At 54.6% G+C, this 13,856-nt stretch carries 5 protein-coding genes; 2 read left to right on the forward strand and 3 right to left on the reverse strand.

Annotated elements, in window-relative coordinates; genetic code table 11:
- Positions 1-159: 159 nt before the first annotated feature.
- Together RGM3321_RS10845 and RGM3321_RS10850 are read right to left on the reverse strand one after the other, a co-directional pair.
- Positions 160-1,428, reverse strand: a complete 1,269-nt coding sequence (locus tag RGM3321_RS10845; RefSeq protein WP_244393134.1) for an integrase arm-type DNA-binding domain-containing protein — start codon at positions 1,426-1,428, stop codon at positions 160-162.
- Positions 1,429-1,581: 153 nt separating this feature from the next.
- Positions 1,582-2,496, reverse strand: a complete 915-nt coding sequence (locus RGM3321_RS10850; protein ID WP_002553328.1) for a LysR family transcriptional regulator — start codon at positions 2,494-2,496, stop codon at positions 1,582-1,584.
- Between the two features lie 309 nt (positions 2,497-2,805).
- On the opposite strand from RGM3321_RS10850, the gene RGM3321_RS10855 reads away from it, so the two are divergent.
- The gene (locus RGM3321_RS10855; RefSeq protein ID WP_244393042.1) at positions 2,806-3,828 is read left to right on the forward strand and encodes a zinc-dependent alcohol dehydrogenase family protein; all 1,023 of its coding nucleotides are present in this window, start codon (positions 2,806-2,808) and stop codon (positions 3,826-3,828) included.
- Between the two features lie 51 nt (positions 3,829-3,879).
- Here RGM3321_RS10855 and RGM3321_RS10860 read toward each other — a convergent pair whose 3' ends face one another.
- A complete protein-coding gene (locus tag RGM3321_RS10860; protein ID WP_244393043.1) occupies positions 3,880-11,691 on the reverse strand; it encodes a Tc toxin subunit A in 7,812 nt (2,603 codons plus the stop codon).
- Positions 11,692-12,351: 660 nt separating this feature from the next.
- Between RGM3321_RS10860 and RGM3321_RS10865 the strand changes: the two genes are divergently transcribed.
- Positions 12,352-13,854, forward strand: coding sequence for a hypothetical protein (locus RGM3321_RS10865; protein WP_244393044.1), 1,503 nt, complete (start codon positions 12,352-12,354; stop codon positions 13,852-13,854).
- Positions 13,855-13,856 lie beyond the last annotated feature (2 nt).

Here is a 13,856-nt window from a genome sequence, read left to right on the forward strand (position 1 = left end):
AGGCCAGAGAAAAAAGACCGGAACGATGGACGGGAGAAACACGCAACTGGAACCCGATAGGGACGGTGTATCTGAATCCTGAAAGGGAGCTGACTGTGGTGGTAAAGGTCGCGTAGCACGCGGTGGACGCGACAACTACCTTGAGAAACGCCGGTATCGTCAATCTGTGGTTATTTGCGCAGCTTTTTGCCGCAACTGATCTAAATAGTCAGCCCATTGTTGAGCCGCTTCTCGGCGTTGAACCAGCAGTTGTGCGCGCGCGTATACAGCCCCTAGCGCCCCCGGCATCCGGTGGGATAACGACAGTTCGAGCACAATGGGATCGATGCCCAAGTGCTCCTGGGCAATGGTCCTGTAGGAGGCGCGAAAGCCGTGGGCAGTGATGTCGTAATCTGGCCAGATATGCTGAAAGGACTTGAGCATGGAGGTCGGGTTTATGGGACGTCCCGGATAGACCGGCGAGACGAACCCCCAGCCTTTGCCTTCTTCATCCACCACGCGGGTTTTATGTAGCTCGAGTAACAGAACCAAGGCTTGCGCAGGCAACGGCACGATGTGTTTGCTCTTGTCCAGATGCTTCGTCTTGCTCACCGCATAACGCCAATCGGCGCCCATCAAGTCGACATCTTCCCAGCGCATCTGCACCAGTTCGCCTGGACGGACCGGCAACATGACCAACAGGCGCATTGCGTCGGCAACGCTGCCGTTGTTGCAGTCATCCAGACGTAGAAGAAACCTGCCTAGGTCAGCTGGCCTTTCTATCGCCGGGTTGCTGGTGACGACATGGCGGATCTTCAATTCCTCAATGTTGCTGAGCGCTACGTTGCTTTCAACCCAGCCGCGCTCTTCAGCAAACCCCAGGACGGCACGGATAATGGTGCGCACGCGTCGGGCCATGGCCATTGTGCGCTGGCGGCGCAGCTCGGTAATGATCGTGGTGATGTGTTCCAGATTGATCTCGGTGACCGGTTTTTTACCAATGGCAGGCAAGATGTGGTTGTTCAGCGCTCCGCTAAACCCTGAGATGGATTTAGTCACCAGTTCGGCAGACTTAAATGCCAACCATTGCTTGGCCACATACTCGAAGGTGCGCTCTTCGTTGAGCAACTGTGCCTCGATCTTGGCGGTCTTGGCCCTGAGAGGGGCGATGTGGTTAGCCACGTCGCGGCGCGCGCCGCGGGCAATGTCGCGCGCTTCTTTCAAGCCGATTTCGGGGTAAGCGCCGATGGAGAAGCGGTTTTCCTTGCGCTGTAGACGATACTTCAAGCGCCAGAATCTGGAGGGGGATTTGCCGACCTTGCTCGACGCCCTTACCTCTAAGTAGAGGCCAGGGACTTCGCCATCGGCGTGTTTGCCGGGTTCGGTCAGTGAGCGGATCAAGGCATCGCTGAGTTTTCGTTCGAAAACAGCCGCATTATCTGGGGGCATCGGTGGGGGCATCCTTTCTAAGGCACCGAAATTTGCCCCCAATTATGCCCCCATGAGTCGTGGAATTCATTGGATTTAGACAGGCGGCAGTGGACTTAAATTAACGATAAGCACTTGTTATAAAACAGTTTAATGGAATTTAGGGAAATTCCATTACAGGCTATCGGGGTCCCCAAAAAACATCTGAATCCGCGACCTCAACCAACGCTCTCCCGGGTCATTATCCTGCGCGCCGCGCCAGGCCATGTGCAGTTCGAACGTGCGGGTTTCAATCGGCAGGTCTTCAGACCGAACGCCGCCAGCCGCCGTCAGCACTTGAGCCGCATAGTCGGGCACGGTGGCGATGATGTCGGTGCCGGTCAGCAGTGTCGCTAGGCCATTGAACTGTGGTACTGCGAGGACGACGTGGCGTTTGCGGTCGATTTTTTCCAAGTGCTCGTCAATGAACCCGCTCAGGTCGCCGGCGAAGGAGACCAGTGCGTGGGGGCGGGCGCAGAAGTCATCGAGGCTCAAGGGGCCTGGTATCGAGTCGGCCCGCAACAATTGCGGCTTGCTCCTGCGCAATACCTTGCGTTTGGCGTTGGCAGGCAGGTCCTGGGTGTAGCTGACGCCGACCGAGATTTCACCCGAGGCCAGCAATGGCGGCATGAGGATGTAATTGACCCGTCTGACCACCAGCACAATCCCCGGAGCTTCAGAGCGCAGGCGTTTGAGCAGGGTGGGCAGCAAGGCAAACTCGACGTCGTCCGATAAACCGATGCGGAACACCGAGGTGCTGGTGGCCGGGTCGAACTCTGAAGCACGGCTGACCGCTGTCGAGATGGAGTCGAGTGCCGGGGAAAGCAGGCCGAATATTTCTGTGGCGCGGGCGGTGGGCTCCATGCTCCGTCCGGTACGCACGAACAGTGGGTCGTCGAACAAGCCGCGCAGGCGAGAAAGCGCGGCGCTGATGGCTGGCTGGCCCAGAAACAACTTTTCCGCCGCACGCGTAACGCTGCGCTCATGCATCAGGGTTTCGAAAACGATGAGCAGATTGAGGTCGACGCGACGCAGGTCGTTACGATTCATGCGGAATATCTCGGGCCATTTGTCGGTTGGGACGTGAGCAGGGTGCGATAGTACGAGCAAATGCGGATCTGGCGCAGGGAAAATTAATGGCAAGGCCACGGAATGTCCACATGGCTTGCAATGTCTCGTCGACATGCGAACAATGGCGGCCATTACGCATCGTGGCTTCCAGACGCTTTCTGGCTGCGACATGCAGCTCACAGGACACAATCGATGACAGGCATGTCGACTATCAATAGCCACCGATAGTGTTCCCGGCAATGCCCGGATAAAGTTTGTGGCATCAAGGTTTACCAGGCGAGGTTCTAAATGTCCCGCACGATCCGTTTTCACCAGTTTGGCCCGGCCGAGGTGCTCAAGCTCGAAGAGCATCCTGTCGCGTCGCCTGTCACCGGCGAGGTGCAGGTGCGCGTCCAGGCCATCGGTGTCAGCTGGTACGACGTTCTCTGGCGACAAAATCTCGCGTCTACCCAGGCCCGGCTGCCTGCTGGCCTGGGCTATGAGATGGCTGGCGTGGTGACTGCGCTGGGCGATGGGGTCGACGATTTGCAAGTCGGCGACAAGGTCGCCAGCTTTCCGGCAGCCGATGCCAACCAGCACCCGGTCTATGGCGAAACCATCGTATTGCCGCGTCGGGCATTGACTCGCTACCCGGATGTGCTTTCGCCGGTCGAGGCCAGCGTGCATTACACACCGTATCTGGTGGCGTACTTTGCCTATGTTGACCTGGCGCGTATCAAGTTCGGGCAAACCGTGCTGGTCACCGACGCCAGCCACTGTTCCGGTCCTGCGTTCGTGCAGTTGGGCAAGGCGCTGGGTGCCCGGGTGATCGCCGCGACCAAAACCGAAGATGCCCGTGAGTATTTACAGTCTCTGGGTGCCGACAAGGTGGTGGTCACCGAAGAGCAGGACTTGCTGATGGCGATCAACAAATACACTGACAATCGCGGTGTCGATGCAGTTTTCGATGGCCTCGGTGGCCCGCAGATGTCGATCATGGGTGATGTGCTCGCGCCACGCGGCAGCCTGGTGCTGTATGGCCTGCAAGGCGGTAATCATACGCCGTTCCCGGCCTGCGCTGCGTTCCAGAAAAACATTCAGTTCTACGTGCACTGCCTGGGTAATTTCACCGGCAAGCCTGAGCTGGGTATTACTCAGGATGAGGCTGCACTGCAACGCGCCTTGCAGCAGATCAATCAAATGACCGCCGACAAGGTACTTGCGCCGTTGCAGACGCGCAGCTTCCCGTTCGAGCAGGTGGTGCAGGCGCACCGTTACATGGATGTCTGCCCGATTGGCGGGCGGGCGGTGCTGGAAGTCGAATCGGTCTGATATTATTTTTGCTGTAATAAAAAAGCCCTCCGTTCTGGAGGGCTTTTGCATTCAGGAGTTTGGCGTTTCCTGCTCCTTCAATAATTGCTTGATGGATGACGCGAACTGACTGCCACCCTCTGCGGCGGTGTAGACGATGTGCAGTTGAATGTCGGTAACTGCAGCTTTGTTGTCTTTTCCTATGAGTTGTTTCACAACTTCTGCATCTGGAAATTCCAGCGTCCAGTTCGATATCGCGCCTGTCCCTTCAAAAGGCAAATAGCGCCCATCGTCGAACATCAGCTCGCACAGCCAGTCTTCGTTGCCTATGCCCCGGCCATCGTCCGACAGGCTGGAAGACAGCGCGATTTGCTGCTGCGCGCGCAGGTTGGTCTTGAGGTACGGGTTGTACTTGCGTGTTCCGTACAAAAGCCTGGCGGCTTCGATATCCGCTCTGACCAGCGTGGTGCTGCCAGTCTGGGTGAGCACAGCACACATGTTCTGCAAGCCTTCCGGATCACTGGGTTGCAGCTTGAATGACACCGATACATGCTTGAGTTGGCGCAGATAGTGCCCGGGGTAATTACGATCAAAGTCAGCTGCTTTCAAAGAGAACATGAGCGGCTTGGTGCTCAGTTCCTGCAAAGCTTTAAGCCACTTGCTGTCTTCAATGATCTTCATTTGGGATTTGAGCGAAATGGTTTTGCGAATGTTCATCCGCCGTTCGGAACCCTGCAGGTAGGCAGCCTCCATTTCCAGCACATCCAGTTGTAACGACTCTCCGGCCAGCATGCCACGGAAGTCGTCATTCCAGCCGTTGGTACGAATGAACTGCGGACGTTCGTAGTCACCCATTTCGTAGCGCCAGGCACCCTCGAGGGCAAGGCACATTGAAAGTACCGCATCGTAGGCCGGAGCGTAGATGGCAGACATCCGTGCGACCAGCCAGTTGTAGGTAGGAAGGATGGTAAAACCGTTAGTCATGGAAACATAGGCCTCCTGCAATGCGACACGCTGAGCCTTGGCTTCTTCAACGCTGATTTTTGCTGCCTTGATAAGGATGTCCTGCTCGACAATCTGATGCTCAATGGTCTCTTGTTCATATTGAGCCAGATCGATTTCAAGGTTCCATTCCCGCGATCTGCGCTCGTATTCGGCTTCTGTGCTCAACCTGGCTGATAGATCGGCAAGTGACTGGCCCATGATATGAGCGACAGCAATGCTGGCACGTACTGGGGCAGAGTAAGAGTGCCCACCATTTGCAAGACCGAAGATGGTAGGCAGCGCGCCAAGTGCTCCTGCAACGACTTCGGGTACTGAGGCAGCGGATTGGATAGTTGACGAGAGGGTCTTGTACGTCATGGCAGCAGATTCAAGTGTGGTCCGGTCTTCGTTGAACTGACTCAAATAAAAGGAATGTCTTCGTTGTGCCGATTGGGTACTGGTGATCAGTGTCTGCCTGGCTGCCAGTGCAGCGTTCAGTGCTTCTGTCTGGAGCGTGACAGTGAAATCGGCGAGCTTGATCTGTTGCTCTTGCAATTGTACCGCCAGCGCCAGGTTTCCTTGGCGTTCCATAAGCAGTATGGCGTGACGACCCATTTCAATCAGCCTGTTGATAGCCTGCTGTACTTGAAACAGCTGTGCACGAAAGCGATAAGGCGGTATCAGGGCGGTGTCGCTGTTAAAGGTGGTGTGCAACCCGCTGCTTTTGCCTGACGTCTGTGCGAATGAATCCTCAGTTGCATAGAGAGGCAGCGTGGGCATGATTTTGCCGTCAAGTGTCAAGCCGTGACGGAGGTTGAACAGGCGCTGATCGACCGTCTTGCGCAGATCGGTTAGCCGAGCGTTGAGCTGTTTACGGAACGCACCTTCGGTGACGTCTTTGAGTGGCTGTGCCGTCCAGTTGTCCACTCCCGACGTTTGGATAATCGGTCCGATCAATTTGAGTGCTTGTTGATAGCTGAGCCAGGCCTGGGTGAGGCTGTCTCGCGTCAGTTGTCGATAATAGTGATCGCCCTCGCGCTGCCAATGCTCTACCAAAAAAAGGAACACGGCCTGCCGATAATGACGGGACGAGGTGAAGGCCCGTGTCGCCGGGTCGACAGAGTCGTCAAGTTGCGACGTGCCTGTGCTGATGTCGGCAAGCGGACGAGTGCTCCATAGTGCTGGCTGGCCTTGTTCGCCCTGTCCGATACGGTACGGGTCAAAGAGGTGTTCAGTACACCAGCTCAACGCCTCCTGAAACTGTTTCTCCTCGCTGAGGCGCGAGGCAACCAGAAACGGCAGATGCAGGAACAATTCGCGGAAGTAGCGCCCGTTAGCACCATGAAAATCCACAGGTACCGTATTTTCTGTTTTGATGGCAGGCTCCAAAAGCATCTGGGTATCCCATGCCAGCACGCGATCGACCGACTGCGTGGCCCGGCTGACCAGTTGCTTGCCGAACAGAGTGTTGAGCCGGATGGCGCTGAAAGGGAGGTCTTGCATACCAGTGAGTTGCAGGTAAAGGGCTTGTTGCGGGGTGCGGGTGATTTTGCAGTCCCATTGAGTGGACGTTCGCGACGAAACTATTTTGACTTCATGGAGTTGATTTACTTTCCAGTGGTCCACCCCCACCAACGCTACCTGGTAAGTGCCAGGTGAAATTCCATCAAGGTCGGCTTCTATAACAGCGTTTCCATCGGCGACTACATTTTTTTTGGCCAGTTCTGCGAATGTGTTGTCAGCAGCCGCTCTGGTAAGAATTTTTAGCTCTATGGATGCAAAGGCGGCATTATCCTGACGGGCAGACAATGCACTTTCGGGAAGCGGGATTTGCTGCAAGAAGTTAAAAGTAATATGTAAAGCGTTGTTCGGCGATCTCTTTACGTAGGTTAGTAACTTGCTTTGCGTTTCCTTGATAGAGGTGAATACAACCTGGTGCGCTGTGGTGATGAGTTGCCGTTTATTGTTTGGTGATTTGATGGCTGTGAAATATAATTGTATGGTTAGTTCGTCGCTTGCTGGTCGGGTATTAAGTTTTAAGGTTTTCAGGTGTTTAATCAAGTATTCGGGCGTAATTATTGTGCTTTGTTGTATGAAGAACTCGGAGATGGATGAGGCAAGGATTCGGTCTGCTAGGTCAGTTGAACTGTTTGTTAATAGGGTGAGTAATAATTCTAAAAGTCGCTTGCGCTGTTCTGCAGTAGGTGTCGCTATGCCAATAGCGTCAAGTAGGATGGTGATATAATTTTCCAGTCCGTTTGTGTTATTTAGGTCTTGTATGAGGGTGGTGTCGTTTGGTATTGTATATTTTATTGGGTCTAATGTGATCAAGTCTTTTGAGGGGGTGGGATTTTTTACTGCGGTTGAATCTATATTCGCTTGTAAAGCAAAAGCACTTTCAGGGAGCTGAAGATCAAGCGTGGAGATCTGGCTGGACAGAATGTTACCTACATACACGTGCTGAATTCTGCAAGGGTCTTTATACTCTGCATAAAATGCAGGAAGCAGTTTGCTTTCCTTGTCCTCTTCATTTTTGTGCTCTTCGCCTATCGCTTGCTCATCGATCAACAACAAGTCGCGAGCCTGGACAAAAAAATCTTTGCTTTTCGTCCCTAACGTATTTTTCTTTTCCTCTTTTATAGGGTTTTCTTTATCAGCTTTGTCTTCTGTCACTGCGTCATAAAGCAATGCGATTAACCAAGGATCATTCTCCCGCGCGCCGTGCTTGTCAACAATTGCGATCAAGCCTGGTAGGTAGCTGTCATCCTTCAGGTAGGGGTTGTCCTTGTCTGCCAGTCGCTTGCCATTTTCCGTGCCGTCAAGGCACATCAATTGGTTAGCCGGGCTCCATAAACCGTCGATCTGCTTGTAGCAGTAAAGAACAGTGATCTTTCTGAACTTTGTAGGTGTTTGCTTCGTTTCGTCCGCGCTGGGTATCGGCGTGGTCGAACGTTCCACCCATATCACGTAAGGACGGCCGGCAATAATAATCGGGCGAATCACGTCCAGCGTTTGCCCGTCTTTTGTGGATGTCTGGACAATCTGCCCACTGAGAGGCAAGCCGATTTTCTCCCATTCGCTCCAGGCCAACGGGCTGAGTTGCCCCTCGTTATCGCGCTGGCTGATGTCCAGAGAGCGCCAGTAGTACTCAGTCGGTTCGACGTTGGTCTTGCCAATGAAATGGTAGGTATCGCTTACCGGGTCAAAGCCGTCGAGGTAGCCGCTCACTACTTGCAGGTTGCTGACTTGCTCGAACTTGCCGATGTAGTTGGCTACCGCCAGTTGAACCATCTCGTTAGTCAGTTTGCCCTGATTCAGTTCATTTTCCAGCTCCACGAATGGCTGGCTCTTGCCGGGCCGCAAGGCTGGCTGGATGAGGTTTTCCGGGTGGTTGACCTGTTGATGCCAGTTCCGCCAGCGTGTGTACTGATTGCAGTAGCGACGCCATTCATTGTCTGCTTCTGCAACGATATTACGTGCCGATGCGTCATAGCCCGGTTCCAGATGCGCAAAAAACCGGTTCAGGTAGTGCTGCACACTAGCCGTCGCATGCGCTACCCGGCTGGTCATGACCGCACTGGAGACCTGTACGTCAGTCAGCAGCAGGTTGGACAGATCGTCGGCATCGGCAGCAGAGGAAAACCGGTAGTCAGGCGTATTGGGCAAATTGATCAGAAGGTAGCCAACCAGTGCATCTCGCCACGCTTCGTTGAGCTGAATATTGATATCGTGCTGCTCGGTCTCGTCACAACTTGCGAACAACAGTGTGGCCAGTGACTGAACCTGTCCATAGGATGATTTTGCATCCAGTGCAGTCAATGCGATAAGCGACTGGCATGACAGCCCTGTCTTCTGGCAAAGCAACTGTAAGCGCAGGACCTGATCGACATCGGCGACATTGTAAGCTCTCTTCTGAATCGGTTTGGCTTCGGCTACTTTTTTGGGTGCCGGGTCCAGCAGCCCGTTTAAAGGGTCCCCGGTTCTCGTGCGGTCGGTAAAACCGAGAATCTGACCGCTAAATTTTGAGAGTACGCCACTTTTCTTCAGGTACTCGGCTCTTTCCTTGTTTTGCGAATAGACTTCAGTAAACTCATCCGGACTAACGATCAGCGGCCCAGGGTTATCGCTTAAAAATTTTTGAAACGACATGAATATCGGCTTTATCCCTGCATGCACATTGTTGATGTCTAGGGTCCAATAATAGTTTTGTGCAACGTATGAGACTCCTCCACTCCCGTTGACGGTGTCTCTGGAACTCTTGTCCAGGCTGGCGAGGTAGTCAGCAAATGTCTTGCGATCTGGTTTGACGATAAGTTTGGCCGTCTCTGGCGCAGGCTTTGGCTCGGGCAGGTATGTAGTCCCTACGGCACACAGTGTCTCTTCGGCATTCCAGCCAATCAACTTCGCCAGTCGTGTTGCCGCTTCAAATCCGGTTGACTCGTCTTCATCGCTGTTGATGACCTGCAGGTAATCCAGAACATCGGACTCCTGATAACCAGTCTCCTGAGCACGTTTGACCCAATTGCCATAGCATGCAAGCTGATAGCACAGGTCAAGGCTTGATCCGGACTCATCCAGGGCCATTCGCTCAGGGAATTCCAGTAACAGCTCTAGCCCGGCGGGGCTGAGGTTGAAGCGCATGATCAGTTCGGCATGCCGCTTCAGTTCTGACCACATGACGAATGCACTTTTGCTGAAAGTGCTCTGGTTGCCGGTTGCAAGCGCTTGATTGTTTATCTCATTGAGCAAGGTGGAAGTATTGATGTCCAGCCAGCGCAGCAGTAGCAATATGTGTTGTTCACTCAATATTGATCGACCCGGCTGGTTGCTATTGCCTGACAGCGCCGCCCCCAATGACTTGATCACATCTTCCTGAGCCATCAGCGCTCCATTGATCTGTGCGGCAAAGGCTTCACCGGTTTTGAGATAAACGTCTACGTCCAGTGCATCACTCTGCGCCAACATGCCCGTCAGACAGATTGAAACCTGAGCATTGATCGCCGTCTGGCGGTCCTGGCCCTGCAGTACGGGGATCGCCTTGACCCAGCCGTCGGCGTCAATCAGCGGGTTGAAAATCTGCAGCCAGGTGTTCTTGTCATCCTTGAGCGCAACCTGCTGCGCGGCGGCCAGCGCTGCAAGTCTTGCTTCGCCAAGCGATGACTTGTCCAGCCGACCTGCGGATTCCTTGGTTAACTCCAACCAGTCGGCCGGAGCGGGGAGCGTTTTCGCCTCGATATCCGGCGTGGGCGTCAGCAACAAAGCCAGTAGGTCCAGACCGATGTTTTGCTGCCTCGCCCACTGAGTGAGGTTCACCGCAGCCATGATTACGTCGAGGATGTCCGGCTGATCGTCTTTATCAAGAAGCATCGGTGCGCCAGCCAGCTGCTTGAGAAGGTCGTCGTTGCCGGTGAACAGCAGCCACATCAGACCGGCCCCGGCCTGTGGCGATAGCCTCAACAGGCGCGGCAGGTAAACCTGACGGTATAACGCAGAAAACAAGGCCAGTGATCGTTTGGGCAGTTTTGCCGGGGCGCCTTTTGCGGCGGGTTGCTGGAATCGCTGTGTAGTTGCAACGAAATCTCTGGCGGTCTGTTCGTCGATCTTTAGTGCGTAGCACATCTGCGCCAGCGTGATCTGGCCCGCGTCGGTGTCCAGATCGAACTCAGCGTCATCGAATACCAGTCGAGTCTGATCGCTGTCGTTACCGTTGGCAGCCTGCGCACCCAATACGGTATCCAGAACGGGCAATGCCTGACCCACCGAATAGGCCGGCAACGCGCCAAGCATGGCGGCAAACTGCCATGCGCTGAGCTTGAATTCACGATGCAGGTAACGGAACACGCTGATTGCTCGCAGCGTGTTGGCGGTAAAGTGAAAGTCTTTGGTTTGACCTTCTGCCCGTAATGCGGACATGACTAGCGTATCGACATCAGCGAACGGCAGGCCGAGGAAGTGCTGCAAGTGAATGAACTTGTGCAGGCGGTCGAAATGGCTGGCGCTGACGTTGGTCAGTTGCTGGCCTGACGAGCCGTCAGCGGGCACTGTAATGGCGATTGCCGGGCTGCTGGCGTTGTTGATAAACGAGGCACCGCAAACCTGACTGGCCGCAACCTCTGTTTGCGATGCGGTCGGGAGGTGTTGGGAACGTTTTACCGTGGTGCTGAAGCCGGTCTGCCTTCCATCGTCCGTGCTTTTGAGGGCAAGCAGGTCATAAAGTTCTTGTTCGCTCAGCCCGGTCTGGTGGCGAAACAGGGCTGCATCGCTGATCGCCACCAAGGCCTCGGTTGCGCTACCGGCCACGCCGTAGGCAGTCTTGAAAAAATCGGTTTTTGTAGCAGTCTCATTGTCCAGCAGCAGTGTATGCAGTGCTGGATCAAGACCGCTGCCCGAGAGCATGGCCGCACGCAGGTCTTTCTGGCGAAAGTTCTGGTAGCAGAAGTTGGGATAATCATAAGACGCAAGCTTGTGCACATCGAACAGCGTGGTGTTTTTCTGCTCGAGTACCGCCCGGACCTTCTGGAAAGCCAGATGGAATGGCAGTGTTGCATGACTGCCCGATGCGGCGATGGCTTCTGGCAATGGTGTGCTGCCAGCCAGTATTTTCGCGGGATGGGCAAGTATTTCTATTACCAGTTTCAGCGCTGACACTATCTGACAGGTGCTGTCCTCGTCGAGCAGCAGATCGCCCAGTGCAGGGCGCCGCACACCGAGCTTGATAGCCTTGCTGTCGGCCATGATTTCCAGCTTGACGGCTCGTTGATACAGGTCGCTCAGGTAGGCGAGAGGCCCGTCGTTGGAGTCCAGCGCGCCCGAGGAGGAGGTGTGCGCAAGGTTTTCCGGAAACAGACTGGCGTAGGTCGGAGATGAACTTTTTTCGAGTGAAGCGGATGGCAGGGCCATGGTGGTACGTCCTGGTTGGGTCTGAAAACTCCTTGTGCGTCTTTAATGCAGAGCGCATTGATCAAGCTTAGGACAAAGTGGGTCGATGTCGGTGAGTGTCGCTTAGAACCTTTGGCGATGATCGAGACGTTTGAATGCCGGTGGTGTGATGTTTCATCTCGACGATGCCGCGCCGGGCACCGTGCTCTTTATCGCATCATTGGAAATACCGGTTCAATAAGGCTGGGCATAGGTAAGCATGTCGCTGTGGGCGACATGAGTATTAAAGTTTAATCACTCTGTCAGAATACGCACGGTGCCACTGGAGTTTCCTACAGGGCAGAGTAAAAGCATCATTGTATGTCGATACACTCTTGCTCGCCGCGAGCTTCCTGTAGCGCGATCGGGCGTGGAGTATAATTGGAAAAATAATAAGTCCTTGGCTGCTTGAATGAGTGAGGCGTTTAAACGCGTTGTCTAATACGGTCGCCTTATATAAACATTCTGCGTTGTTTTCAAAAGAAAACTGTCTATTGTAATTGTTTTGAAGATATTGATAATGCGTCGGTAATTACCACTCAGGGAATGAGTCATGCTCGACTATAAACTTGGTTGTCAGCTTGATGTTCAATGTTCTGCCTGCACCGTGTCGCGTCTTGAGCGACAGGCAGGTGACACACAATGAGCTCTATCCACGAACAGGCAATGAATTACGTCTATCAGCAAGTATTGCAACGTTTGCTGGGGTATTTCACCCGTGCGGAGCGCACGGCGTTGCAGCTGTTGATTCAGCGATTGATTGTCGCGGCTGGCGGGATCGAGCGGATTTCCGGTTTCAAGGTGCTGGTTGCGTTTGGTGGAGGCAAGGACAGTGCCTACACGCTGGCATTTTTGCGCGCCGCCCAGTTGAGCATTGCCTGTCGATCACCCGGGACGTTCAATTTGCGGGTCGCCAACCGACGCCACGCGGGCATGACACCCGCAGTGATGGATAACATCAACCGCACCTATTCAGCATTGTTTCTGTATGACGACCCACGCGTCGAAATGCTGGTAATCGACAGTCAGTACACTCAGGCCTTTGAGCCGGATTTGCCTTTCTCCAGCGCAGGGCGCGAGCAAAATCGCCTGGACATGCTGCTTGGCGGACACCTGTCCGCAGGTGACGCCCGGACCACGTTTTGCAATACCTGCTATTTGGGGTTGGCAGAATTTCTGGGGCGCGCGTTGAGCTGGGGTAACGGTGTCGATGCTGTGGTCAGCGGCGATTCACGCAGAGAGCAGCGGCAGTACGCGACGTGGATCATGCGCCTGGCCCAGCGTACCGGGCAGTACACCGGGAGTTGGGGCAGCCAGACGCTGACCGGCGTACTCAAGGTCATCGATACGATAGGCCAGGCCTACTACCACGAGCTGTACGGAGACGGCGAAGACAGCCCACGGGCCAATCGATCCATAGCGGTCCCTGAAAAATCCAACGCGCCAGCCTTTATCACCATCGCCGATCTGGTCAGTTGCAAAGCGGATGAGCACTGGAACCTGCTGACCGAATTCCTTGATTTTCGCTTCGATGATCTGTCGTTCGGCTTTAGTGAGTCCGATTGCGCCAATCCTTTGCTGATGGCCCATATGCGGGGCCTGACTGCGCAGTACCTGCAAGAGCGCAATTATGCCGACGGGATAGCCGAATACCTTGAACTGGCAACATCGCTGATGCGCAGAAAGCAGATGCCGACGCGATTGATCGATCAGGCGCTCAGCGCTTATGCCGGGCGGGCGCGAATCGAGACGCGTCGCGAGCTGGCTTCAGGCTTCGCTCAGGAGGGGTTTGGCCTGAACGAGACTCAACTGGTCTGCATGCTGTTCTCGCCATTCGTCAATCAGGGCGATGGTCTGGAATCATTTCTGCGTCGCTGCCATCCCGGCATGCTGGTGGCATTGCCGGATCTGCACAAGGCGCTGTCAGGCTCGACGGCCCCGGATCAAGTGATGCAGTGGTTGGTGGACATCAGTGGTCTGAACCTCAAATCGCTGCAAAACCTCTACGGCAAACAACGGGTGAACTTCGATGACCCGCATTCGATAATCGCCAGAATTCGCGCTGCCGACCCAGACAAACGGCGGATCATGACCGTTGACCCGGCGACCGGTCAGGCAGTGGTCGAGATGCTTTCAGGGCGCTGAAC

The organism is Pseudomonas sp. RGM 3321, from assembly GCF_022836805.1.
In the GTDB taxonomy this organism is placed as follows: Bacteria; Pseudomonadota; Gammaproteobacteria; order Pseudomonadales; family Pseudomonadaceae; genus Aquipseudomonas.

Excerpts from the sequence above, each read along its gene's own strand:
- RGM3321_RS10865 (WP_244393044.1), top strand. The coding sequence starts at position 12,352 with ATGAGCTCTATCCACGAACAGGCAATGAATTACGTCTATCAGCAAGTA.
- RGM3321_RS10845 (WP_244393134.1), bottom strand. The coding sequence starts at position 1,428 with ATGCCCCCAGATAATGCGGCTGTTTTCGAACGAAAACTCAGCGATGCC.
- RGM3321_RS10855 (WP_244393042.1), top strand. The coding sequence starts at position 2,806 with ATGTCCCGCACGATCCGTTTTCACCAGTTTGGCCCGGCCGAGGTGCTC.
- RGM3321_RS10850 (WP_002553328.1), bottom strand. The coding sequence starts at position 2,496 with ATGAATCGTAACGACCTGCGTCGCGTCGACCTCAATCTGCTCATCGTT.
- RGM3321_RS10860 (WP_244393043.1), bottom strand. The coding sequence starts at position 11,691 with ATGGCCCTGCCATCCGCTTCACTCGAAAAAAGTTCATCTCCGACCTAC.